A 23,426-nucleotide genomic window follows, 5' to 3' on the forward strand; every position below is an offset into this window, starting at 1 on the left:
ATTGATGACGATTCCGAAGACGATACATTTCACTGCCAAGTCAAAGAAGCTGTCGCGCTTTGCTCAGCGGACGTGGAATGCCTGGGCAAAGTCGCATCCCGATTGGGAAATGAAGCTCTGGGATGACGCTGATATTCGCGGATTGGTGGCCGAACACTATCCCCAGCATCTGGCCGTTTTTGACGGCTATCCGAAGGGCATTTTTCGCGCAGATGCGTTCAGGTTCTTTGTTTTACATAAATTTGGTGGCGTATACGCCGACCTCGACGTGATGCCGCTCCAAAGAATCGATGCTCTATGCGCGCAGTCGGACTGCTTTGTCGGCGCCGAACCCGAACTCCATGTTCTGGAGAACGATGCCCGATATCGGGGTATGCCGTTTCTCCTCTGCAATGCGTTCATGGGATCTCGCCCTGGCCACGCCTTCTGGGAACTGTGCATGCGCGGCATGAAGCGCTGTTCGGTTACCGAAGACGTGGTGGATGCGACCGGTCCCCGCTTTGTGAATGGAATTGCGCTGTGTGCCGGCAAAGATCAGCGTCCAGACGTACTGCTTCCAAATGTCTGGAGCCCCATTACTGGGTGGGGAAGACCGTCGACGAGTTCGGAAGGATATGCGGAGCGGATCGCAGCACATTTCAGGATTTTGGGCCGTGGAGAGGACGCCTTGGTCTCACACCTCTGGCGAAATTCCTGGTTTATGCCTGTGTACTACAAAGGTCCTCAATTTTGGAGGATTCCCAATAAAATTCATTGGTGGTGGAGGGCGAAATCGAATCCTCGGCTGGCCAATACGCATTTCCAATCGCCCGCGGCAACCTACGATGACCAGTTGCTTGGTCCAATAGGCGAAGACCCGATATATATTGGGGTCAAGATAAATTCTGCCGATGAACGGATTGTTAGTCTTATATCGGAGTTGGCCAGACAATCGCGGCGTTTCTCTGTCGGCCTATTCGGAAAAGATGCGGACGCCATCGCAAAAATTTCAAATAATTCCGTAATTCAGAACTGTGATATTGAATTAGTGCACACTAATGAAACCGGTGGACGATTGCACAATGAGATTCTTGACCGAAGCCGCGGCCGCGGTCACTGTCTTATTGCAGATGATAGGATCACCATGTGGCCTGAGGATATTGTCGGCACCATGCTCAGCGCGCGCCGACCCATTGTTGTGACCGAAGTGATGTATGCGGATGATGAAAGTCTCAACAATGAGACGATGTTGTACGGTAAGGGGATTTTCAAAGCCCTTTACCGTGCCCGTGCCCACGAGAAAGCGGATGTAATTCGATTGAACTCGACCCGGGCAGCTATGCCCCTTCACGACCTCCGCTATCTCAACATCGCCCCAGTGACGACAATCGGGGCGGATCTGGTGCTGATCAGGGAAGAAGTGGTGGCGGCAGGCGTGCGCTTTCCAGAGACGCCCTACAAACTGCATCGAGATGCTCAGGGTTTTGCGATCCTGGCGAGAGACATGGGGTTCGAGGTGGCCGCGCTACCCAATCACACCGTGGTCACGAGGCGGGCTCCTCTTCCGTGATAGCGACAAGGAGGCCGGCGCGATGACGGGCAAGACTACGGACGTCATGGCAGAGGTGTTTGCGGATGACGGGACTTTTCCCAATAGCCGGCTGCCGGTGCTGATCTACCGCGAGGCGCTGGCGGGCGAGGCGGCGGATGCCGAGGCGATGGAGGCTTTGTTTGCGGCCGGCGGATGGAGCCCGCAATGGCGAGCAGGGGTCTATGACTACCACCACTATCATTCGACCGCCCATGAGGTGCTGGGGGTCGCGTCCGGCGAGGCCGAGATCATGCTCGGGGGACCTGATGGACGGGTTTTTGCGGTGGCTGCGGGCGACGTGATCGTCATTCCGGCCGGGGTGGCTCATCGGCGGATCTCGGCGAGCTCGGACTTTCTGGTCGTCGGGGGCTATCCGCCCGGACAGGACTGGAACCTCCTCCGGGGCGCCCCGGGCGATCGCCCCAAGGCAGACGCGGAGATCGCAGCGGTGCCCCTGCCCGCTACCGATCCTGTGAGCGGCGCTAAGGGCCCGTTGCTGCAGAAATGGCACGCTGGGGGCTGATTGGTCAGGCGGCAGGCAGCTTGCCGCCGTGTGGTCATACTCGCGCCGGTTCGGGGAGGCTTGCCCGGATCGGGTCGGGAAATGGTCGTTCAAACTCCCCGAGGTGGCCCGGATGGGGTCGGGTGTGGAACACATTCGGCTCACAGGGTGGTGATCACGGACGGCGCTGATGCGGTCCGTCGCCGGCGGGTCCGCCCCGCTGGCGCCTGAAACCCCACATGGAGGGACCATCCCATGAAAAAGCTTCTCGTCACCATCGCCGCCATCGGTTTTTCGACTGCGGCCATGGCGCAGGCCGGCACCGATTTTGCAGCGGTGGATACGGACATGAGCGGAGATGTGAGCTTTGAGGAAGCGCTCGTGGCCTGGCCTGAACTGACGCCGGAGGCGTTCACGGCTGCCGATCTCGATCAGAACGGCGTGTTGAGCCCCGAGGAATATGCGACGCTCGCCGGCGCCGCGGGCCTCTAGACCAAAAGCGGAGCCGCCCCAAGGGCCCGGGGCGGCTCCCGCGTCAGTTCGGTCGGCTATTCGGCCGAAGCATCGGCCGATACGATCGGCGGGGTCTCGGGCTTCAGCGGCATGCCCTTCTGGGTGCGCACCTGGTTGAGGAAGCGCGTGAAGAGGTAGTGGCTGTCGCGCGGACCGGGCGAGGCTTCGGGATGGTACTGCACCGAGAAGATCGGCTTGCCGTCGACCGAGAGGCCGGCATTGGAGCCGTCAAAAAGCGAGACGTGGGTCTGGGTTACGCCCGAGGGAAGGCTCTGCGCATCGACCGCGAAGCCATGGTTCATCGAGGTGATCTCGACCTTTCCGGTCGTGAGATCCTTGACCGGATGGTTGGCGCCGTGATGGCCCTGATGCATCTTCGAGGTCGTGCCCCCGAGAGCAAGCCCGAGCAGCTGGTGCCCGAGGCAGATGCCGAACATGGGCTTGCCGGCATCCATCAGCGCCTTGATCGTGGGCACGGCGTATTTGCCGGTCGCTGCCGGATCGCCGGGGCCATTGGAGAGGAAGATGCCGTCCGGATTGTGCGCCAGCACGTCCTTGGCGGATGCCGTCGCAGGCACGACGGTGACCTTCGCGCCCTGATCGGCAAGGCAGCGCAGGATGTTGCGCTTGGCGCCATAGTCGATGGCGACGATATGGAACTCGGGATTGGCGACGGTGGCGTAGCCTTCGCCCCATTTCCAGCCGGCCTGATCCCAGTGATAGGTCTGGGCAGTGGTGACTTCCTGAGCGAGATCCAGACCCTCGAGACCCGGGAAGGCGTTGAGCTCGGCCTTGATCGAGGGCTCGTCGAAATAGCCGTCGGGGGAGTGGGCGATGACGCCATTGGGCATGCCGCTCTCGCGGATGCGGGCCGTCAGCGCGCGGGTGTCGATGCCGGTGATGCCGATGATGTTGCGCGCCTTGAGCCACGCATCGAGCTTCTGGGCGGCACGATAATTGGACGGGTTGGTGATGTCGGCGCGCAGCACGCAGCCCCGCACGCCCGACAGCGCGGCCATGTTGACGGTCTCGATGTCCTCGTCATTGGCCCCGACATTACCGATATGGGGGAAGGTGAAGGTGACGATCTGGCCGGCATAGGACGGATCGGTCAGGATTTCCTGATAGCCCGTCATGGCAGTATTGAAGCACACTTCACCCGCGGCATGTCCGACCGCCCCGATGCCCTGGCCTTCAAGGCGCGTGCCATCGGCAAGAAGCAGGAGTGCGGTCGCGGGGGATTGCTGCCAGCCGGTCACGGTGGGTCTCCAAAATTGTGCGCGGTATGATTGAGGCCCTCTTCTAGGGGCGGGGGCCGTGCCGCGCAAGCCGTAAGAACGCGTCAGGACGCCATATGGTCGCATGGCGGGCATGCGACAAGGGGGCAGCGGGGGTCATCCCTTCTTGAGCAGCCCCCGGCGGTCCGGGCGGTCGTGAAACTCGAGCTGGGTGTTGAGCGCCGCGCCGAGCACGAAGATGAGTGCCGAATTGTACATCCAGAGGAGGAGAACGACGGCAGCGGTCATGGCGCCGAAGCTGGCTTCGAAATTGCCGAAATTCTCGACATAGAGCGAGAAGACGACGCCGGCGAGCATCCAGAGGATGGAGGCGATGAAGGCGCCCGGCCAGATGTAGCGGAATTTTCGCGGATGCCGATCCGGGCCCCAGCGGTAGAGCGCGGCGACGACGGCGATCGAGAGGCCGAGGAGAATCGGCCAGCGGATGGCAAGGACGATGAGTTCGGTGGCGGTGGGAAAGGGCAGGAGGCGCGTGATGGCTGGGAGGCCTGCAACCGTGACGAGCGCGACGATGAGAAAGATGGCCCCAGAAATGGTGAGGCCGACCGAGACGAGGAGCGCGACGAGGAAGTTGCGCCGGTCCGGTTCGCCCCGGACACGGCTCATGGCGTAGATCAGTGCATTGACCCCACGCGAGCCGCTCCAGAGCGCGATGGTTACGGAGATGAGGAGGCCGAGCCCGAGCGCGGAGGGCGGCTGGCTGATCAGCCGGTCAAGCTGGGTCGTGACGATGTCGAGCGCCAGATCGGGCAGGACGAACTGGAAGGTGCCGGCATGGTCTGCAAGGTTCTCCCGGTCTGCCGCGAGGCCATAGATCAGCACGACCGTGGCAATGCCGGGAAAGAGCGAAAGGAAGCCGAAGAACGCGACGCCGGCGCAGCGCAGCGAGGTGTCCATATCGACGATCGACCGGCCCGTTTCGAGAAGAATCGATTTCCAGCGCTTTCGAAAGCCTCCGCGCGCGGATGCCTGCGTCGCTCCGGTTGTCTCCTCGATCGTCATGCCTGCCCGCCCCCTTGCATAAGCGGGCAACGGGCGAGGCCGGGCAAGGTTGCGCGCCAAGGGGTGTGGCGCCCCACAACGGTCGGGCTATAAGGAAGGCATGCGCTTTTCGGACAGCTTTCTCGACGACATCAGGCAGCGCCTCTCCATCTCGCAGGTGGTGGGGGAGCACGTGCTTTGGGACAAGCGCAAGAGCCAGCCGGGCAAGGGCGACTATTGGGCGTGCTGCCCGTTCCATGGCGAGAAGACGCCGAGCTTCCATGCCGACGACCGGCGCGGCATCTATCATTGCTTCGGCTGCGGGGTGAGCGGGGACCATTTCCGCTTCCTGACCGAAAAGACCGGCATGAGCTTTCCCGAGGCGGTCGAGAAGCTCGCCGGCATGGCGGGCGTGCCGATGCCCGCCCGGGATGCGCAGGCCGAGCGGAGGGCCGAAGCGCGGCGCTCGCTCTACGACGTGATGGAGCTTGCGACGCGCTATTTCGAGGCGGCGCTGGCGCACAATATCGGGGCGCGGGCGCGGGGGTATCTGCATGAACGCGGGGTGACCCCGACCGCGCAGACGCGCTTCCGGATCGGGTTCGCGCCCGACAGCCGCAACGGGCTCAAGGAACATCTGGCGGCCAATGGCGTCTCGGCCGAGGAGATGATCGCCACCGGGCTCGTGGTGACGCGGGACGACATCGCCTTGCCGTACGACCGGTTCCGCAACCGGGTGATGTTCCCGATCCTCGACCTCCGGGGGCGCGTGATCGCTTTCGGGGGACGGGCGCTGTCGCCCGACGTGCCGGCCAAATACCTCAATTCGCCAGAGACCGAACTCTTCCACAAGCGTCAGACGCTCTATAACGGGCAGACCGCGCGGCAGGCGGCCCATGACGGCAAGCCGCTGATCGTGATGGAAGGCTATCTGGACGTGATCGCGGCGGTGATGGCGGGTTTCGAGGGGAGCGTCGCGCCGCTCGGCACGGCGCTGACCGAAGACCACATCAACCTGCTCTGGCGCATGAGCCCGGTGCCGGTGCTCTGTTTTGATGGCGACAGCGCGGGGCTGCGCGCCGCGGAGCGCACGGTCGATATCGTGCTGCCGTTGCTGCAGCCGGGGCAGACGGTGAAGATCGCGACGCTGCCCGCGGGGCAGGATCCGGACGATCTGATCCGCGCGCAGGGGCGGGATGCCTTCGGTGCGGTGATCGAGCGGGCGCAGACGCTTTCGGAAATGGTCTGGGCGATGGAGACGCGCGGCGTGATGCCGGAGACGCCCGAGGCGCGGGCGGCGCTCGAGGCGCGGTTGCGCGCGCGCGCCCAATCGATCGGCGAGCAATCGGTGAGACGCCATTACATGCAGGCCTTCGACGAGAAGCTGGCGAGCTTTTTTGCGCCTGTGCGCAGCGGGCGCTTCGAGGGGCGGGGGCGCGGCGATGGGCGCGGGAGCGCAGGGAGCGGTGGGCGGCGCTCGCCGAGGCTCGTCGTTTCGGACACGCTGCGCAATTCGCCGCTGCTGAAGCCGAGCCTTGCTCCGGAGGTGACGCCCCGGGAGGCGGTGATCCTGATGAGCCTCGTCAATCATCCCGACCTGGCCGAGGACCGCCTCGAGGATATCGCCGCGCTCGATTTCGCCTCGCCCATGGCGCGCCGCCTGCTCTCGGCGGTGCTCGAACTCGTCATGCGCGACCATGACATCGGCGCGGCCGATCTTGCCGCGGGCCTCGTCGCGCGGGGGTTCGGGGATGTGCTCGAGCGCATGCGGACGCTGCTGACGCGTCAGGGCGTGTGGCAGAGCGGGGCCGAGAGCGCGCGAGACGACGCCGAGACCGGGCTGCGGCACGCGCTGGCGCTCCACTACAAATCGGTGCAGCTCAACAAGGAGCTACGCGCCGCCGAGGTGACGCTGGGCGAGCATCCGACCGAAGCGGCCTTCGAGCATCTGCGCGACATCCAAGCACAGCTGGCCGGGGTGGACGGCACCGAGGCGCTGATCGAAGGGTTCGGGGCGATGTCGGGCCGCCCGACGCGCAGCTTTTGAGGGTGCGTGCCGTACACATTTGGCGCAATTGATTCGCCGGGCCTTGCAATGGGCCCATGATTCGCTAGATAAGGGCGCATGACAGCCGCAATAGCGTCCGGCAAGGCCGGTACGGAGCAAACTCACAGGGCTGCACACATCACGAACCGGACCACCGTTCATGGCATCAGGGCTTTGATGGGAAGGCGGCTCGTTATCGGCACGCGCGACACGCAGCTTCCCTCAGAGAGCGGCGCGTTCGCGCGATTTCGCGCATGGATTGCGCGCGATGACGGACAGTTGAGCGCCCGACGCGCTCGCCTTCTTTAACGATGTCTTGAGCCGACCCACTTATGAGCAACGGCGCCCGAGCGCAGACGGGCCCCGCGGAGCACCTAGATGGCCACTAAGGCAGCAAACCCGACCAAGAAGGAAAACGAGAAGCCCGAAGCCGGCGCGGAAACGCCCGACAGCCCGCTACTCGACCTTTCCGATGCCGCCGTCAAGAAACTCATAAAGACCGCCAAGAAGCGCGGCTACGTGACCTATGAAGAGCTGAACGCGGTGCTGCCTTCGGAGGAAGTGACCTCCGAGCAGATCGAGGACATCATGGCGATGTTCTCGGACATGGGCATCAACGTCGTCGACGAGGACGAGGTGGAGGAGGCCGAGGCCGATTCGGCCGAAGACGAGAGCACCGAGATCGCCGAAAAGACCGGCACGGCGGTCGCCAGCAAATCGAACACCCGCGAAGGCAGCGACCGCACCGACGATCCGGTGCGCATGTATCTGCGCGAAATGGGATCGGTGGAGCTTCTGAGCCGCGAGGGCGAAATCGCCATCGCCAAGCGCATCGAGGCGGGCCGCGAAACGATGATCGAGGGGCTCTGCGAGAGCCCGCTCACCTTCCAGGCCATCATCATCTGGCGCGACCAGCTGGCCGCGGCCGAAATCCTGCTGCGCGACATCATCGACCTCGAAGCGACCTATGCCGGCCCCGACGCCAAGCAGGCCTCGCCTTCGGACGATGACGATGAGGAGGGCGAGGACGCCCCCGCCGGCAAGGCCAAGGACGAGGACGAAGCGCCCGCCGCATCCGACGGGCAGGACGACGACGACGAGGATTTCGAAAACTCGCTGTCGCTCTCGGCCATGGAAGCGGAGCTGAAGCCGCAGGTCGTCGAGACCTTCGACCGCATCGCCGAAGCCTATGGCAAGATGCGCAAGATGCAGGACCGGCAGACCGAAGACCGGCTGGCCGAGAAGTCCGCCAATGCCGCCGACATCAAGAAGCTCGAGGCGTTCCGGGGCGAGGTGATCACCGACGTCAAGTCGCTGTCGCTCAACCAGAGCCGCATCGAGAGCCTCGTCGAGCAGCTCTATGACATCAACAAGCGGCTGGTGCGGCTCGAAGGGCGGCTCCTGCGGCTTGCCGAGAGCTATGGGGTGAAGCGCGACGCGTTTCTCGAGGCCTATTACGGCTCCGAGCTCGACCCCAACTGGCACGAAAGCGTCGCGACGCGCGACGGCAAGGGCTGGGCGGAATTCGCCAAGCGCGAGGCCGACACGATCCGCGAGATCCGCGGCGAGATCCAGACGCTGGCGCTCGAGACCGGCCTCGACATCACCGAATATCGCCGGATCGTGCACAAGGTGCAGAAGGGCGAACGCGAAGCGGCCATTGCCAAGAAGGAGATGGTGGAAGCCAATCTGCGGCTCGTGATCTCGATCGCCAAGAAGTACACCAATCGCGGCCTGCAGTTCCTGGATCTGATCCAGGAGGGCAATATCGGGCTGATGAAGGCGGTCGACAAGTTCGAGTACCGCCGCGGCTACAAGTTCTCGACCTATGCGACGTGGTGGATCCGGCAGGCGATTACCCGCTCGATTGCCGACCAGGCGCGCACCATCCGCATCCCGGTGCACATGATCGAGACGATCAACAAGATCGTGCGCACGAGCCGGCAGATGCTGCACGAGATCGGCCGCGAGCCGACGCCAGAGGAGCTTTCCGAGAAGCTCCAGATGCCGCTCGACAAGGTCCGCAAGGTGCTCAAGATCGCCAAGGAACCGATCAGCCTCGAGACCCCGATCGGGGACGAGGAGGATTCCAACCTCGGCGATTTCATCCCGGACGTGAACGCGATCCAGCCGATCGACGCGGCCATCCAGTCCAATCTGCGCGAAACGACCACGCGCGTGCTGGCCTCGCTCACCCCGCGCGAGGAGCGCGTGCTGCGGATGCGCTTCGGCATCGGGATGAACACCGACCATACGCTCGAGGAAGTTGGCCAGCAGTTCTCGGTGACGCGCGAGCGCATCCGGCAGATCGAAGCCAAGGCGCTGCGCAAGCTCAAGCACCCGAGCCGCAGCCGGAAGCTCAGGAGCTTCCTCGACAACTGATCGGACGGGCCGGAACCGGCTTCAGGCGCAATAGGGGAGAACGACGATGTCCTTCTGGAAGAAGCTGCTCGGCGGCGGGGACGATCCGCAGGTGGCGACGGGCCAGGGCCCCGAAGAGAGCTACAAGGGGTTCACCATCCGGGCGTCGCTACTGCCGGCCGGAAGCGAATTCCAGCTTGCAGGGACGATCGAGAAGGAAATCGACGGGGTGCTGAAGCGTCATGATTTCGTTCGCGCCGACCGGTTTTCCTCCAAGGAAGACGCCCAGCAGCTGACGCTGGTCAAGGGCCGGCAGATCATCGACGAGCAGGGCGAGCGCATCTTCTCGTAGACCATCCTCTCATCCTTTTTGCGCGGCGCGCTTGGGGTGACCCGGCGCGCCGCGCCTTTTCATTTGGAGACGATTATGGCCAGGAAGCCAACCCCGCGCACCGAAAGCGTGCTCTTTGACGTGATCTATGAGGATGGCAGCCAGCGCTCCAACCGGCGCGTCTCGGCCGACCTGCTCGGCGGGCTCGACGGGGACGAACCGGCGCGCGCGGAAATCGAGGCGCAGGACCGCGCGATCTCGGAGAAATCCGGCCTGCCGCCGCTCGCGATCAAATCGATCAGGCGTTCCGGAGGCAAGTGAGGGCGGTTCACTCGGTTGCGATCAGACCATCGATGATCCGCAGGAGCGCCGCCAGCATCAACTGAGGGTCGGCGCCAGCCGCGATGGCGATCGCTGCGCGATCAAACCCTGCAGAAGCGAGTTCCGCCAGCGCCGCCACTTCGCCTGACGGAGAGGCGGGCAAGGCAGCCGCCAACCCTTCGATGAGGGTGGCCCGGCTGGTGCCCGCATCGATGGTCTCGACGGCGGCGGATCCCAGCACCGCCGGTGCCTCGACAAGGAGCAGGTGGGTGCGCCCGCCCTCTGCCATCGCCTCGAGATAGGCGGCGGCACCAGCGGCGAGGGCATCCCGTGGGGAACCGTTTCCGCTCGACCCGGTGATGGCTGCGGAAACCCGTGCTGCCTCGGCTTCCACGACCCCCCTATAGAGCGCCAGCTTATCGACAAAATGGTGATAGAGCGCGCCGCGGGTGAGACCGGCGGCGGCGACGATTTCCGGCGTCGAAGTTGCCTCGTATCCCTTCTCGATGAAGAGCCTCCGCGCGGTTTCGAGCAGGGCTTCCCGTGTCTGGCTCGAGCGATCGGCATTCGAACGGCGTCGCGGCAGTTGCATACATGCAGCCTGTATGTTATTTACCTTCATACAGACTGTATGTTTGTTTGATGGGAATGGAAAGTGCGATGCAGCTGACAGGATATTATCCGGTGATCCAGACGAGCGACGTGGCGGGGGTGGCCGATTTCTACAGCCGCCATTTCGGCTTTGCGCCGAGCTTCGAGACGGACTGGTATGTTCACCTGAAGGCCATTTCGGATCCGCGGGTGGAACTGGCGATCCTGCGAACCGGCCATGTGACCGTGCCGGAGGCAGGACGGGGCGCGACAACCCATCTGATCCTCAATTTCGAGGTATCGGACGCGGCCGCGGAATATCGCAGGCTGACGGAGGCTGGGCTCGAAATGCTCCTGGCCCTGCGGGACGAAGCCTTCGGGCAGCGCCATTTCATCACGCGCGACCCTGCAGGGACGATGATCGACGTGATCGAGCCCATTCCGACGAGCGGAGAATTCGCCGGCCTCTAGGCCGACCTTCGGGGCGCGAGGGCTCGTGCCAGCTCCGCGGCCCTCTCTTGAAAGCTGCGGCCACGGGCGCTGGGGTGGGCGGTGGCTTCGGAGGCTGCTCGACCACCTGCACCCCTTCTGACCCCAGCGAGCTTATCAAGGAACGAAGCGGACCGTGTGCTTTTTAACGCCCCAGAAATAGTCTTGCATGAACTTGGACGGGCCAGAGATGAATTCTTCAGCTAATGCGCTTCGCAGCATGAGTACGCGATCCGCAAATCTTAGGTTTTTCAACAGCGACTTCTCGCGCGCCACAAGGTCCTGCTCCAAATTGCTCGCGGCTACGCTGCCCCGCGTCCAGTTGCTGAGCAGCGAGGGATCGACGCCGACTTGTGGTCTACCCGCCAGTTCAAGGCAAACCGCAATAGCGGGGGTGAGCTGATTGACCTGTATTCGCCCTTTCAAGGGTCCATAGGGATTGAAGACGACTAGGTCTACGGGAATGTGAAGAAATTCATATCGTACTAGCATTTCTTCAGCTGTGGGTCGATCCAGCGCATAGGCAGTCGCCCGCGATGTACAGGTGTACAGTCGCCGGACTGCGAAGTGCTGGCCGAGGGATCGATGAGCCTCTGCTAGGCGAAGCGGGTGGTCCATGGCATCGAGCTTGATGACTCCTCCTGTCAGTCCGTTCGCTAACTCGTCCAGTAGCGCTGGCATCTGGCTCGACAGCAAGGCATCGTCTTCCAGTATGACGCAGACCTCGCGACCAGAGGCGGCAAAGCGTCGCCAAGCCTCGATGTGGCTAAGCGAACACGCGACTTCGGCCGGCGCACGTCCGAGGCGGCGGTACGGCAAGCAGTTATCTCGGATCTGGGCCTCGGTAAGATCGGCTGGCGTTACGGCCTCGATCCGCTCCACGGTTAGGCCAAGTCTTTCGAACTGGGCTTCCATAAAGGTTCGGCGATCAGTTCGGTGTTTCAAATTAATATAATATAATCCAACATCTACACTCATCACGCATCCGCTACGAAATATCCCAAATAATATATGTAGAAAAATGTTTCATTATGAAATTTGAGGCGGTCGTGCTCTAAGAGCAGAATGGGACTTTGTATTTTTTAATCTTCCAGAAATAGTCTTGCATAAACTTAGATGGGCCTGCGATTAATTCTCCTTTTATGTTGAGAAATGCGACTTTGAGGTGGTTAGTCAGGCTCCGTGCCGACCACTCGGTGCCCTCCCGCCAATCCCGCTCTGCCAACAAGTCACTTTGGGCTTCCCCAGCTTCAGCCCAGGTCTCTACTAGGTACCTGTCGACTGAAATTTCAGGATGTCGGAGGAAAGCTAGGCTGACAACAACTGCCGGTGTTATCTGACTGAATTCAACGCGCCTGCGGGCATGTCCGTATGGATTAAAAGTCACGATGTCGATTGGAATGTGCAAGTAGTCTATCGGTTGCAACATTGCATGTGCAGCCTCCACACCGAGGGCATAGCCGGTGGTATGGGTGCACCCGGAGTATAAGCGGCGAACCTCAAAATTCTGGCCGAATTCTGAAATGGGTTTAGACAGACGTAGCGGGGCGCCGACTGTTTCCAGCCGCATCATTTCGATCCCCCATCTACGTTCACTCATCGCGTTCAGCACTTCCGGTAACTGGCTAGACAACAATGCGTCGTCTTCCAGCACGACGCAGGCGCTGTGGCCCGACGTGAGGAAGCGTTTCCAGGCTTTGATGTGGCTGAGCGAGCAGGCAACCTCGCCAGGCGCCCGGCCGAGGGGACGGTGAGGCAGGCAATTCTCTTTGAACTGGGCTTCGGTCAGGTCGTCAGGCGTAACCGCCTCGACTCTTTCGGCGACCAGGCCCAGTTTTTCGAACTGGGCTTCCATGAAGGCGCGGCGATCGGGCCGGCTGGCCAAGTTGATATAGTATATGCCCACCGTATCCTGCATGCTGACCCCGCGGCGTTACTGCTTTTTCTGCAGGCGTAGTGTGTTCGCAAGGAAATGTCGAGCCGGCGAGACCCGAAAGTGCGTACAAATCGTCAGCGCAGGCTGACGGGATGAGGGCAGGTGGTGATCCCGTCTCTGCAGATGCAGCCCCCTAGCCCTGCGCCGATCCGCCAATCGCCTTGTCGACTGCCGGCTTCACGACGGTGCCGTAGAGTTCGATGGCTTTCATGACCTTGGCGTGGGGGAGGGTGCCGACGCTCAGCTGGAGGCCGAAGCGCTGGTGGCCGAACCATTCGTGCTGGGCGAGGATCTTGTCGATCACCTGTTGCGGGCTTCCCATGAAATAGGCGCCTTCGGGCGTGGCGCCGGCTTCGAACTGCGCGCGCGTGGTCGGGGGCCAGCCGCGCTCGCGACCGATGCGGCTCATTGCGGCGTGGTGGGCGGGGAAGGCGATGTCGAGCGCGTCCTGGGAGTTTTCGGCGATGAAGCCGTGGGAGGCGACGCCGACCGGCAGACCGGGCTTGCCCAGCTGGGCGAGGGAATCCCGATAGAACTGGATGAGGGGCGCGAACTGGCGCGGCATGCCCCCGATGATGGCGAGCATCAGCGGCAGCCCGTGATAGGCGGCGCGGGCCACCGAGTTCGGTGTGCCCCCGACCGCCACCCAGAGCGGGATCGGGCGCTGCACAGGCTCGGGGTAGACGGCGATGCCGGGAATGGGACGCGTGAACTTGCCGCCGGGCCAGGTTGCGGCCCCGGGCTCGCGCAGCTTGAGGAGCAGTTCGAGCTTCTCGTCGAAGAGCGCGTCATAGTCCTCGAGGTCGTAGCCGAAGAGCGGGAAGCTTTCGATGAACGAGCCGCGGCCGGCCATGATCTCGGCGCGACCGCCCGAGATCAGATCGAGCGTCGCGAACTGCTGATAGACGCGGATCGGATCTTCCGAAGAGAGCACCGTGACGGCGGTGGACAGCCGGATGCGCTTCGTGCGGGCTGCGGCGGCGGCGAGGATGGTGACGGGCGCGGAGGCAACGAAATCCGGCCGATGGTGCTCGCCCAAGCCATAGAAGTCGAGCCCGAGCTCGTCCGCGAGCTGAATCTCTTCGAGAAGGTCGGCGAGCCGCTGCTGCGGGCTCTGAAAAACGCCCGTTGCAGGGTCGGGCGTGTTCTCGGCGAAGGAATACAGTCCCAGTTCCATTTCGAACCCTCTCATGCTCCTGAGCGCAGAGATGGGCCGGCGGCGCACGGGACGCAAGACGGCACAGGCATGTAACCTGTGCCGTCCGGAGGATCAGGCTGCGCCAGGGGCGAGCGGGGTCATGCCGGCAGCCTTGTGGATTTCGGACACGAGGCCGGGCTCCAGCTTCAACCGGTGGGCGAGGGTCTCGAGATAGGCACGCTCTGCGGCCGTATCGGCGGTGATCGCAACGAGCGAGGCCGCATAGATCTCCGCGGCATGCTCCGGGGTATCGGCGCGTGCAACGACGGCGTTCATGTCGAGCGGGCTCGAGAGTTCGTCGAAGACGAAGGCTTTTTCCTCGGCGCTGAGCTGCATGGATTCGAGGCGGCCGAAAATGCGTTCCTTTTCCTCTGCGTCGATCCGTCCATCGGCCTTGGCCGCGGAGATCATCGCGCGGACGAGGGTTTTGCCGAGTTCTTCCTGATGCGCTTCGGCCTTGGGCATGAAGGCATCCTCGAGCGGGGTGGCGGTGCCGCCCTGGCTCTGCTGGTGCTTCTGCCAGGCATTATAGGCGAGCCCGCCAATGGCTGCGATGGCGCCCAATTTGGCGGTGTTGCCGACCATCTTGCCGAGGCCCCCTCCGCTCATCAGCATGCCGGCTGCAAGACCCGCCGCGCCGGTCATAGCAGTGCGCTTGGCATTGGGATCGGACTGGAGGGTCTTGAGGATCTGGTCGAAATTGAACATTGGCGTCTCCCGATTTGTCGTGGGGAAATGGGTATCGCGCGCTCCAGCAGCAAGATGAAAGAAGTCGCAGGTCGGCAAAAAAAGAGCCCCGATGCGAGGAGCATCGGGGCTTTTGGCTGCTTCAGAGGGAGGGGCTGAAGCGAAGCCGCGTTAGAGCGCCGGAGCGGTCTCCTCAGCCGGGGCCGCCGGAGCAGCATCGACCGGAGCGGCCGGGGCAGCAGGCGCATCAAGCGCCGGGGCCGGGGTCTCGAGCGGAGCCGCGGGAGCCTCGGTCATCGGAGCCGGAGCGATCGCGGGATCAGCCGGTGCCTCTACTGCCGGGGTGGTCGTGGTGTTGACCGCTGCGGTGTCGCCGCCGGTGTTCGCAGAGAACACGAGATAGGCGATGGCGAGGAGCGCGAGCGCCACGATGATGCCGACGAACCAGCCGGTCGAGGACGATTCGCGGGTATAGACGGACCGGTCGGTGCGGGTGGTGCCGTCATTGGTGTAGACAGTGTCACGTTCTGGGATAGCCATGGTACATCTCCTTTATTTTGTTTCCGTACCTGATGGCTAGAAAACGTGGCCCCCGAGACTTGGTTCCCGTTTTGTGAGCAAAGCGTGATGCATGGCTGCCAGGATAATCTGGCAAGGCAATTCTTGGGTCATCCACCAGAGCTTGTGGTTGCACCGGACGGGGCGGCGCGATCATCTGGTAGACGCGTTTGGTGGCGTTGGCGTGATTCCGCTGCGCCGAGTACAAGTTCGTGGTGAGTATCGTGAGTGCGCTTCAGCGGGAAAAGGTCTTCCATGCACTGGCCGATGGGTGCCGGCGGCAATTGCTGGACCGGTTGCGCCAGTCCAACGGCATGTCGCTCGTCGCGCTTTGCGAGGGGCTCTCGATCAGCCGGCAGGCGGTGACCAAGCATCTCTGCGTGCTCGAAGAGGCGGGGTTGGTCGTCTCTCGCAAGAGCGGCCGCACGCGGGTGCATTATCTGAACCCTGTCCCCATCCACGCGGTCGCTTTGCGCTGGCTGCGCGAATTCGATGCGCTGCCGCTCGGCATTCTGACCGCGGCGCAGTTCGAGAGCGCGGCCGAAGAGGAGCGGGGAGGGGCCGTCGAGGCCCGCTGACGGGAACGAAAAAAGGGCCGGGATGATCCCGGCCCTTCGGCTTTGGTGTCGTGAGGCTCAGCGACCGGCGACGGTGATGAGCGGGGTGATCCGCTTGATCGTCACGCGACGGTTGGCGCGCTCTGCAGCCTGGGTGTTCACCTTGAGGTACCGCTCGCCATAGCCCTGGGTCGTCAGGTTCTCCGGCGGAATGCCGTAGAAGTCCGAGAGGATGCTGGCGACGGTCGACGCGCGGGCGTCAGAGAGAGCCAGGTTGGAGAGGTCGGACCCGACCGCATCGGTGTGGCCTTCGATGAGGAAGGTCTCAGCCGGATTGTCCTCCAGAAGCGCCAGCATGGCGTCGGCGACTGCGCTCAGCGAGCCCACCTGGTCGCGCGATATGGTGGCGGCACCGGTATCGAAGGTCAGCCCGCCGATCTCGAGACGACGCACGCTGTCGCGAATACGCGCGGAGCGCTTCACCTCGTCGATGGTGTAGATGCGGCGCACCTGCTCCACCGGAGGCTGGCGGAAGAAGAGCTCGACCTGCTGCTCGTCTGCGGTCGACGCATCGAGGATGTACTCGCGCACCGGGATCTGCAGGCGAAGCGGGGGAAGGTTCGCACCGGGATCCTCCCAGACGAGATCGTCGCCATCGGCGCGCTCTTCATAATAGGCAGCGAGGATAATCTCGCGACCATCGGGCGTGAAGCGCGAGCGCTGCAGGATGTCGCCATAGCGCGAGCGCACGGTGACGAGGCGCGAACCATCCGGACGAATGATGGTCTCGCGGACGCGGCCATTGCGGAGGTTCTCGTAATAGATCTCGTCGCTGGCCTCGTCGTAGAGGCGACGACGCTCCTGCTCGGGATTGCGGATCACGAGCTGGTTGCCGACCTGCAGGATCACCTGGTTGTTGGTGACGTTGACGTTGTTCTGCTGGACGTTGGTCGTGACGTTGTTGTTGGTTACGTTGTTCGTCACGTTGTTGTTGACCGTCGTGTTGGTGACGTTGTTGACGACGTTGTTCTGGATGATGGTGACGTTCTGCGGCACCTCGGTGGGCTGGACCGCGGAAGCCTCGACACGTTCGCCCTGTTCGGCTTCGACCGATTCAATCCGCAATTGCTGCAGGGCTGACTGCGCCTCGGCATCGCTGGCCGGGGGCGGAGCGGCTGGTTCCTCGGCAACCGGCTGCGCCGGCTGAGCGGGCTGAGTTGGTGCGGCCTGGCCTTCGACGGGTGCCAGTTCCTGCTCCTTGGCGCTGTCGAGCAGCGGGGCCACGTCCTCTTCGAGAACACCCTCGGGGAGAGGCTCGGCGAGCGGGGTTTCGGTCTCGGCGTCGATGGTCACTTCACCCGGGGCAGGAGCCGGCGTGCCGGGCTGCTGCGGGGCGGGTGCCGTCGGGGCCGAGAGGCCGGGCACCTGCGGGAGCGCAAGGCCGAAATCGGCAAGGCAGGTTTCGATGTCGCCATAGCCGGCCTGACCGCAGAGCTGGGAGATCAGCTGGCCGGCCTGGTCGATCTGCTGGCGGCCATTCTGGACGTCGCCCGAAAGGATGGCGTCGACCCCGGCTTCGTACTGCGCGACGGCGGCAGCGAGATCGGCACCGATATCGATGGACGACGCGGGCTGCTGGGCCTGTGCGGGCTGCTCGGCGGGTGCAGGGGCCTGCTGGGCCTGCGGCTGCTCGGCGGGCACGGGGGCCTGCTGCTGCTCGACCGGCTGGGGCGCCTCGACGGGGGCCTGCTCGACCGGTGCCTGCTCGACGGGTGCCTGCTGGGCTTCGGGCTGGGGCGCGGGCGCCTCGGGCTCTTCCACCGCGGCCGGCTCTTCGGCCGGCATCTCCATGGTCTGGGCTGGCGCTTCGAGAGGCGCAGGCTCCTCGATGGGCTCCTCGACCGCCGGGGCGGGCTCGGGCTCGGGCTGCGGTTCATCGATCACCGGCTCGGGCTCGGGGGCCGGTTCGGGTTCCGGTGCGGGCGCCTCGATCACGGGCTCGGGTTCGGGTTCGGGCTCAGGCTCGGGTTGGGGTTCCGGCTCAGGCTCGGCTGCAGGGGCAGCGCCGCCGCCCGAAAGCGCCGCGATGCAGGCCTCGAGATTGGGGAAGCCGGCGACGATGCACTGCTCCGCCAGCGCCGACTGTGCGGCTGCGATAGCATCGGCGTCGCCCGAATTGTTCGCGGCGACATAGGACTGGTAGGCGGCAACGAGCTCCGCATCCTGCGCGTGTGCCGCGCTTATCGGCGCCAGGGCAAGCAACCCTAGGCTCGTGCCGGTCAGAAGCCAGTTTCTGAGGCGCATGATGTCGTGATCCTTGTTCTTGGTGACATTCGATATGAGCATCGTCGTTTCACGCTGAACGTGAACTGAACGGACCGCCACGGCCGATGCTGCGGAACCCCCCGCAGTGCGGGCAACGTGTCGGAATGCGAAGGGTTCCACACTGGCCAGCGGCCGCCCCGCGTGCTAGCCGGGCCGCCGCAGACCAATCACTCCACCGGATGCTGGCCCATGAAGCAGGCTTTGAAGACGCTGAGCGTGCCCACGCGCGGCAAGGGCCTTTACGAGCTTACCAAAGACGTGCTGGCGTTCCTCGTCGGGGCCGATCCACGGCAGGGCCTCCTCACGCTCTACTGCCGGCACACCTCCTGCTCGCTGCTCGTCCAGGAGAACGCCGACCCAGACGTGCGCCGGGATCTCGACGCCTATTTCGACCGGCTCGTGCCGGAGGGCATGGACTTCATCATCCACACCCTCGAAGGGCCCGACGACATGCCGGCCCATATCAGGGCCGCGCTGACCCAGACGAGCCTCTCCATTCCGGTCACCGACGGACGCGCCGTGCTCGGCACCTGGCAGGGCATCTACCTCTTCGAGCACAGGACCCGGCCGCATCGCCGCGAGATCGTGCTCCACTATATCGGGGACTGACATGGAAGCTGGCGCTCTTGCCGCCTATTGGCCGTTCATGGCGGGATTGGCCATCACGGGGATCGTCTCGGGCGTCTTCGCCGGCCTTCTCGGCATTGGCGGCGGCGCGATCATCGTGCCGGCCCTGGCCTGGGTGCTGCTGGTGCTCGGGTTCGATCCGGAAATCGTGCAGCATGTCGCCGTCGGCACGTCGCTCGCCATCATCATACCCACCGGACTTTCCAGCGCCCGGGCGCATTTTTCGCGGGGGGCGGTGGACATGCGCGTGCTCAAGCTCTGGGCAGCGCCGGTTTTCGCGGGGACGCTCGCGGGCGGGCTGATGGCCGGGCTCTTCTCCGGTGATGCGCTCAGGATCGTGTTCGGCGTGCTGGCGCTCTTTATCGCAGCCAACATTCTCCTGCCTTTCCAGCAGCGGCTGATCGGGCATCTGTCCGGATCATCGGCGACCCACAGAATTTTTGCGGGCGTGGTGGGATATCTGTCGGCGCTGATGGGGGTGGGCGGTGGATCGCTGAGCGTCCCGACCATCGGTGCGCTCGGGGCCAGCATGCACAATGCGGTCGGCACCGGCGCGGCGATCGGGGTCTTCATCGCAATCTCGGGGACGATCGGCTTTATCGTCTCGGGCTGGGGCGTCGCCGACCTGCCGCCGTTCAGCCTGGGGTTCGTGAACCTGCCGGCGCTCGTGCTGGTGGGCAGCCTTGCGGTGCTCTGTGCGCCGCTCGGCGCAGCGCTGGCGCACAGGCTCGACCAGACGGCGCTAAAGCGCATCTTCGCGCTCTTTCTTACCCTGGTCGGGCTCAACATGCTCTGGACCGCATTCGGCGGCTGATGCGGGACGCAGGAAGAAGAGTTCGCCCCCGACCCTCAGAGAGGACCGGGGGCGGATGGTGATCAGTCCTGGTCCATCGACCAGGTGACGGTCACGTCGATCGAGAAGGTCAGTTCGCCCGCTTCGACTGGTACCGGCGCGCCGGCGGCCATCTCGGCCATCGCCGACTGGCGCATCATCGGATAGGGCTGGGCAACGTCGCGGCGCTCGCTGATCGAGACGAGATCATCGAGGGTGACGCCCGCCACATCGGCATAGAGCTCGGCGCGCGAGCGCGCATCGGCGAAGGCGGCGCGGCGGGCTTCATCATAGAGCGCGGACGGATCGTCCACGGTGAAGCTGATGCCGTTGATGGTGTTGGCGCCAACCGAGACGCTCCGGTCGAGCAGCTGGCCGAGGCTCTCCAGATCGCGCACGCGGATGGTGACAGTGTTGGACACCTGGTAGCCATTGATGCGCGGGGGAAGCGAATAGCCGTTCTCGTCGCGCGCGTCGGTATAGACGTAGTTGGGATTGACCGAGAAATTCGAGGTCTGGATGTCGCGGCGCTCGATCCCGGCTTCGCGCAGGCTTTCGACAAGCTCGCTCATCGCGGCGGTGTTGGCGTCGAGCGCCTCACGGGCCGTCGCGCCCTGGGTGGTAACACCCGAGGTGATGAAGGCCGTGTCGGGGGCAGCAGACACTTCGCCATGGCCCTCGATGGTGATCGCGCCGGCCCGATCGAGGGACTGCGCGGCGGCGGGGAGGGCGATTCCGGCCATGAGCACGAAGGGGAGGGCGAAATAGGCAGCACGCATTTGGGGGTAACTCCTTTTGAGACTGCACCCGAGCGTTGAGGGGCAATGTGCCTTTAGTGCGACCGGGGTGAATGGGGGGTGAACCGGTCGCCGTCGGGGGCTTTCGAGGATTATGACGCCGGGCGGGGCGGGATCCTTGGGTGCGGCGCAAAGATTTTTCAACCGGCCGTACGGGGCGGGTTGGGGGGCTCCGCGCTGGACACGGGGCGACCCTAGAGGTTAGTGAGGGACCCGAGTTTTCCCAATCGACAAGAGGCACACGTGACAGAAACGATCGTCCCCAATGAGGGCGTGCTGCTGGGCCGGATCCGCATGCCGGGCATCTCCCATCCGCTGGTGGTGACGGTGAGGGACGGGCAGGTGCTCGACATCACCGCCAAGGCCGCGCCGACCGTGCGCGACATCTGCGAAATGGACGATCCTGCCGGTTACGTGCGGAACGCCGAGGGACGGTCCGTCGGGGCGCTCGACGAGATCATCGCCAACAGCTGGGCGGACGGACAGGACGAGGGCAAGCCTTCGCTGCTCGCCCCGATCGACCTGCAGGCCGTGAAGGCTTCGGGCGTGACCTTCGTGGTCTCGCTGCTCGAGCGCGTGATCGAGGAGCAGGCGCGTGGCGACAAGGCCAAGGCCGATGCGCTGCGCGGCGAAATTCTCGAACTGATCGGCACCGACCTGTCCGAGCTGGTGCCGGGCTCGGACACCGCGATGGACGTGAAGAAGGCGCTGATCGCGCGCGGTGTCTGGAGCCAGTATCTCGAGGTCGGCATCGGGCCTGACGCCGAGATCTTCACCAAGTGCCAGCCGATGGGATCGGTCGGGCACGGGGCCGATGTCGGGCTGCACCCGATTTCGGAATGGAACAATCCGGAGCCCGAAGTGGCGCTGGTCGTTTCGAGCACGGGCAAGATCGTTGGCGCGACGCTTGGCAATGACGTCAATCTTCGCGACGTCGAGGGTCGGTCGGCCCTGCTGCTCGGCAAGGCCAAGGACAACAATGCCTCAGCTTCGCTCGGGCCGCTGGTGCGGCTCTTCGATGCCGATTTCACCATCGAGACCATCAAGGCGGCCGAGATTGCACTGACCGTGAAGGGCGAGGACGGGTTCGAACTCGTCGGCGCGTCGTCGATGAGCCAGATCTCGCGGACGCCCGAATCGCTCGTCGCGGCCACCGTCGGCCGGCATCACCAATATCCGGACGGGTTCGTGCTTTATCTCGGCACCATGTTCGCGCCGGTGAAGGATCGCGGGGGCGCCGGCAAGGGCTTCACCCACAAGACCGGCGACATCGTCTCGATCTCGACGCCGAGCCTCGGCATGCTGTCCAACCGGGTCAATCTCTCCACCGAGTGCCCGCCCTGGACCTATGGCACGAGCCATCTGATGCGCGACCTTGCGCGCGCGGGGCTCATCTAGCCTCAGCGATTTCACCGCGCGCGGTCCCTCGCGCGCATCCTATACAAAGACACATTGGACCGACATATGAGCGAACTGCACAAGAACCTGATCGACGGCGAGTGGGTCGGCGGCGAGGCTGCCGAGAACATCAACCCCTCCAACACAAATGACGTGATCGGCACCTTCGCGCGGGCGACCGCCGAGGACACCAAGAACGCCATCGCGGCGGCGAAGGCCGCATTCCCCGCGTGGTCGCGCTCGGGCATCCTCGAGCGGCACGCAGTGCTGCGCAAGGCGGCCGACGAGATCCTCGCGCGCAAGGAAGAGCTCGGCAAGCTGCTCAGCCGCGAAGAGGGCAAGACCCTGCCCGAGGGCATCGGCGAGGTCACCCGCGCCGGTCAGATCTTCGACTTCTTCGCAGGCGAGGCGCTGCGCCTTGCCGGCGAGATCCTGCCGTCCGTCCGTCCGGGCGTCGGCGTCGAGATCACCCGCGAGGCTGTGGGCGTCGTCGGCATCATCACGCCGTGGAACTTCCCGATCGCAATCCCGGCCTGGAAGATCGCGCCGGCGCTCTGCTACGGCAACACGATCGTTTTCAAGCCGGCCGACCTCGTGCCGGCCTCGTCCTGGGCGATCGTCGATATCCTGCACCGTGCGGGCCTGCCCAAGGGCGTGCTGAACCTCGTGATGGGCCGTGGCTCGGTCGTCGGGCAGACCATGCTCGAGAGCAAGGACGTGAACGCGCTGACCTTCACCGGCTCGGTGGGCACGGGCAAGAAGGTTGCCCAGGCCTCGATCGACGTCGGGCGCAAGTTCCAGCTCGAGATGGGCGGCAAGAACCCCACCATCGTGCTCGATGACGCGGACCTCAAGGTCGCCGTCGAGAGCGTGGCGCAGAGCGCGTTCTTCTCGACCGGCCAGCGCTGCACCGCGTCCTCGCGCGTGATCGTGACCGAGGGGATTCACGACAAGTTCGTCGAAGCGCTGAGCGAGCGCGTGCGCAACCTCAAGGTCGGCGATGCGCTGGCCAAGGGCACCGAGATCGGCCCGGTGGTCGACCCGAGCCAGCTCAAGCAGGACACCGACTACATCGAGATCGGCAAGTCCGAGGGCGCCAAGCTCGTCGCTGGTGGCGACCTGCTCAAGCTCGACACGCCTGGCCACTATCTGCAGCCCGCGCTCTTCGTCGAAGCGACCAACCAGATGCGCATCTCGCGCGAAGAGATCTTCGGGCCCGTGGCGTCGGTCATCCGTGTCAAGGATTACGAGGAAGCGCTGGCGACGGCCAACGACACCGAGTTCGGCCTGTCGGCAGGCATCGTCACGACCTCGCTGAAATACGCGACCCACTTCAAGCGCAATTCCGAAGCGGGCATGGTGATGGTCAACGTGCCGACGGCGGGCGTCGACTTCCACGTGCCGTTCGGCGGGCGCAAGGGCTCGAGCTATGGTCCGCGCGAGCAGGGCAAGTACGCGTCCGAGTTCTTCACCGTGGTGAAGACCGCCTACACCGCGGCGGGCTGAC

The 23,426-nt window shown here is 64.2% G+C and carries 23 protein-coding genes; 13 read left to right on the forward strand and 10 right to left on the reverse strand.

The genetic code is table 11. The features are described from left to right. Positions 1 to 4: 4 nt before the first annotated feature. From EMQ25_RS03400 to EMQ25_RS03410, 3 genes are all read left to right on the forward strand, one after another. Entirely contained in the window at positions 5 to 1,549 is a 1,545-nt protein-coding gene (locus tag EMQ25_RS03400; protein ID WP_127187132.1) for a glycosyltransferase family 32 protein, read from the forward strand. Between the two features lie 22 nt (positions 1,550 to 1,571). Beyond that, positions 1,572 to 2,093: a cupin domain-containing protein gene (locus EMQ25_RS03405; RefSeq protein ID WP_127187133.1), complete on the forward strand. Its 522-nt coding sequence runs from the start codon at positions 1,572 to 1,574 to the stop codon at positions 2,091 to 2,093. A 234-nt stretch (positions 2,094 to 2,327) separates the two neighbouring features. Beyond that, positions 2,328 to 2,564 carry an EF-hand domain-containing protein gene (locus EMQ25_RS03410; protein ID WP_127187134.1) on the forward strand — a complete coding sequence of 79 codons (237 nt, stop codon included), beginning with the start codon at positions 2,328 to 2,330 and terminating at the stop codon, positions 2,562 to 2,564. Positions 2,565 to 2,620: 56 nt separating this feature from the next. Here the strand turns inward: EMQ25_RS03410 and carA are convergent, their stop codons facing one another. Both carA and EMQ25_RS03420 read right to left on the reverse strand, forming a co-directional pair. Continuing rightward, on the reverse strand, positions 2,621 to 3,844 hold the full coding sequence (gene carA, locus EMQ25_RS03415) for a glutamine-hydrolyzing carbamoyl-phosphate synthase small subunit (protein WP_244606454.1): 1,224 nt from the start codon (positions 3,842 to 3,844) through the stop codon (positions 2,621 to 2,623). 135 nt (positions 3,845 to 3,979) lie between these two features. Then, positions 3,980 to 4,885 (reverse strand): YihY/virulence factor BrkB family protein, encoded by a 906-nt coding sequence (locus EMQ25_RS03420; protein ID WP_127187136.1) that lies wholly within the window; start codon positions 4,883 to 4,885, stop codon positions 3,980 to 3,982. 100 nt (positions 4,886 to 4,985) lie between these two features. On the opposite strand from EMQ25_RS03420, the gene dnaG reads away from it, so the two are divergent. From dnaG to EMQ25_RS03440, 4 genes are all read left to right on the forward strand, one after another. Next, positions 4,986 to 6,911: a DNA primase gene (gene dnaG / locus EMQ25_RS03425; RefSeq protein ID WP_127187137.1), complete on the forward strand. Its 1,926-nt coding sequence runs from the start codon at positions 4,986 to 4,988 to the stop codon at positions 6,909 to 6,911. A gap of 378 nt (positions 6,912 to 7,289) precedes the next feature. Beyond that, positions 7,290 to 9,293, forward strand: coding sequence for an RNA polymerase sigma factor RpoD (gene rpoD / locus EMQ25_RS03430; protein WP_127187138.1), 2,004 nt, complete (start codon positions 7,290 to 7,292; stop codon positions 9,291 to 9,293). 46 nt (positions 9,294 to 9,339) lie between these two features. Then, complete coding sequence (locus tag EMQ25_RS03435; protein ID WP_127187139.1) at positions 9,340 to 9,624, forward strand: HlyU family transcriptional regulator; 285 nt, start codon at positions 9,340 to 9,342, stop codon at positions 9,622 to 9,624. A 75-nt stretch (positions 9,625 to 9,699) separates the two neighbouring features. Further along, positions 9,700 to 9,924, forward strand: a complete 225-nt coding sequence (locus EMQ25_RS03440; protein ID WP_127187140.1) for a hypothetical protein — start codon at positions 9,700 to 9,702, stop codon at positions 9,922 to 9,924. Between the two features lie 7 nt (positions 9,925 to 9,931). Here the strand turns inward: EMQ25_RS03440 and EMQ25_RS03445 are convergent, their stop codons facing one another. Further along, positions 9,932 to 10,516, reverse strand: a complete 585-nt coding sequence (locus EMQ25_RS03445; RefSeq protein ID WP_192895617.1) for a TetR/AcrR family transcriptional regulator — start codon at positions 10,514 to 10,516, stop codon at positions 9,932 to 9,934. A 68-nt stretch (positions 10,517 to 10,584) separates the two neighbouring features. Here EMQ25_RS03445 and EMQ25_RS03450 point away from each other — a divergent pair, with 68 nt between their 5' ends. After that, entirely contained in the window at positions 10,585 to 10,986 is a 402-nt protein-coding gene (locus EMQ25_RS03450; protein ID WP_127187142.1) for a VOC family protein, read from the forward strand. Between the two features lie 135 nt (positions 10,987 to 11,121). Here EMQ25_RS03450 and EMQ25_RS03455 read toward each other — a convergent pair whose 3' ends face one another. The 5 genes from EMQ25_RS03455 to EMQ25_RS03475 form a co-directional block, all read right to left on the reverse strand. Further along, on the reverse strand, positions 11,122 to 11,982 hold the full coding sequence (locus EMQ25_RS03455) for a glycosyltransferase family 25 protein (protein ID WP_127187143.1): 861 nt from the start codon (positions 11,980 to 11,982) through the stop codon (positions 11,122 to 11,124). A 76-nt stretch (positions 11,983 to 12,058) separates the two neighbouring features. After that, on the reverse strand, positions 12,059 to 12,922 hold the full coding sequence (locus EMQ25_RS03460) for a glycosyltransferase family 25 protein (protein WP_127187144.1): 864 nt from the start codon (positions 12,920 to 12,922) through the stop codon (positions 12,059 to 12,061). A gap of 151 nt (positions 12,923 to 13,073) precedes the next feature. After that, complete coding sequence (locus EMQ25_RS03465) at positions 13,074 to 14,117, reverse strand: LLM class flavin-dependent oxidoreductase (protein WP_127187145.1); 1,044 nt, start codon at positions 14,115 to 14,117, stop codon at positions 13,074 to 13,076. A gap of 93 nt (positions 14,118 to 14,210) precedes the next feature. Continuing rightward, positions 14,211 to 14,846 (reverse strand): tellurite resistance TerB family protein, encoded by a 636-nt coding sequence (locus EMQ25_RS03470; protein WP_127187146.1) that lies wholly within the window; start codon positions 14,844 to 14,846, stop codon positions 14,211 to 14,213. 150 nt (positions 14,847 to 14,996) lie between these two features. After that, positions 14,997 to 15,365, reverse strand: coding sequence for a hypothetical protein (locus tag EMQ25_RS03475; RefSeq protein ID WP_192895618.1), 369 nt, complete (start codon positions 15,363 to 15,365; stop codon positions 14,997 to 14,999). Positions 15,366 to 15,607: 242 nt separating this feature from the next. Between EMQ25_RS03475 and EMQ25_RS03480 the strand changes: the two genes are divergently transcribed. After that, positions 15,608 to 15,961: an ArsR/SmtB family transcription factor gene (locus tag EMQ25_RS03480; RefSeq protein WP_127187147.1), complete on the forward strand. Its 354-nt coding sequence runs from the start codon at positions 15,608 to 15,610 to the stop codon at positions 15,959 to 15,961. 57 nt (positions 15,962 to 16,018) lie between these two features. On the opposite strand, the gene EMQ25_RS03485 is transcribed toward EMQ25_RS03480, so the two are convergent. Then, positions 16,019 to 18,286, reverse strand: a complete 2,268-nt coding sequence (locus tag EMQ25_RS03485) for an OmpA family protein (RefSeq protein WP_127187148.1) — start codon at positions 18,284 to 18,286, stop codon at positions 16,019 to 16,021. Positions 18,287 to 18,454: 168 nt separating this feature from the next. Between EMQ25_RS03485 and EMQ25_RS03490 the strand changes: the two genes are divergently transcribed. Together EMQ25_RS03490 and EMQ25_RS03495 are read left to right on the forward strand one after the other, a co-directional pair. Then, positions 18,455 to 18,874 carry a secondary thiamine-phosphate synthase enzyme YjbQ gene (locus EMQ25_RS03490; RefSeq protein ID WP_127187149.1) on the forward strand — a complete coding sequence of 140 codons (420 nt, stop codon included), beginning with the start codon at positions 18,455 to 18,457 and terminating at the stop codon, positions 18,872 to 18,874. 1 nt (position 18,875) lies between these two features. Beyond that, positions 18,876 to 19,706, forward strand: a complete 831-nt coding sequence (locus EMQ25_RS03495; RefSeq protein WP_127187150.1) for a sulfite exporter TauE/SafE family protein — start codon at positions 18,876 to 18,878, stop codon at positions 19,704 to 19,706. A 62-nt stretch (positions 19,707 to 19,768) separates the two neighbouring features. On the opposite strand, the gene EMQ25_RS03500 is transcribed toward EMQ25_RS03495, so the two are convergent. Beyond that, the gene (locus EMQ25_RS03500; protein ID WP_127187151.1) at positions 19,769 to 20,503 is read right to left on the reverse strand and encodes an SIMPL domain-containing protein; all 735 of its coding nucleotides are present in this window, start codon (positions 20,501 to 20,503) and stop codon (positions 19,769 to 19,771) included. Between the two features lie 312 nt (positions 20,504 to 20,815). Here EMQ25_RS03500 and EMQ25_RS03505 point away from each other — a divergent pair, with 312 nt between their 5' ends. Beyond that, the gene (locus EMQ25_RS03505) at positions 20,816 to 21,919 is read left to right on the forward strand and encodes a fumarylacetoacetate hydrolase family protein (RefSeq protein WP_127187335.1); all 1,104 of its coding nucleotides are present in this window, start codon (positions 20,816 to 20,818) and stop codon (positions 21,917 to 21,919) included. Between the two features lie 66 nt (positions 21,920 to 21,985). Then, complete coding sequence (locus EMQ25_RS03510; RefSeq protein WP_127187152.1) at positions 21,986 to 23,425, forward strand: aldehyde dehydrogenase family protein; 1,440 nt, start codon at positions 21,986 to 21,988, stop codon at positions 23,423 to 23,425. Position 23,426 lies beyond the last annotated feature (1 nt).

It is taken from the genome of Arsenicitalea aurantiaca (assembly GCF_003994485.1).
Lineage (GTDB): Bacteria > Pseudomonadota > Alphaproteobacteria > Rhizobiales > Devosiaceae > Arsenicitalea > Arsenicitalea aurantiaca.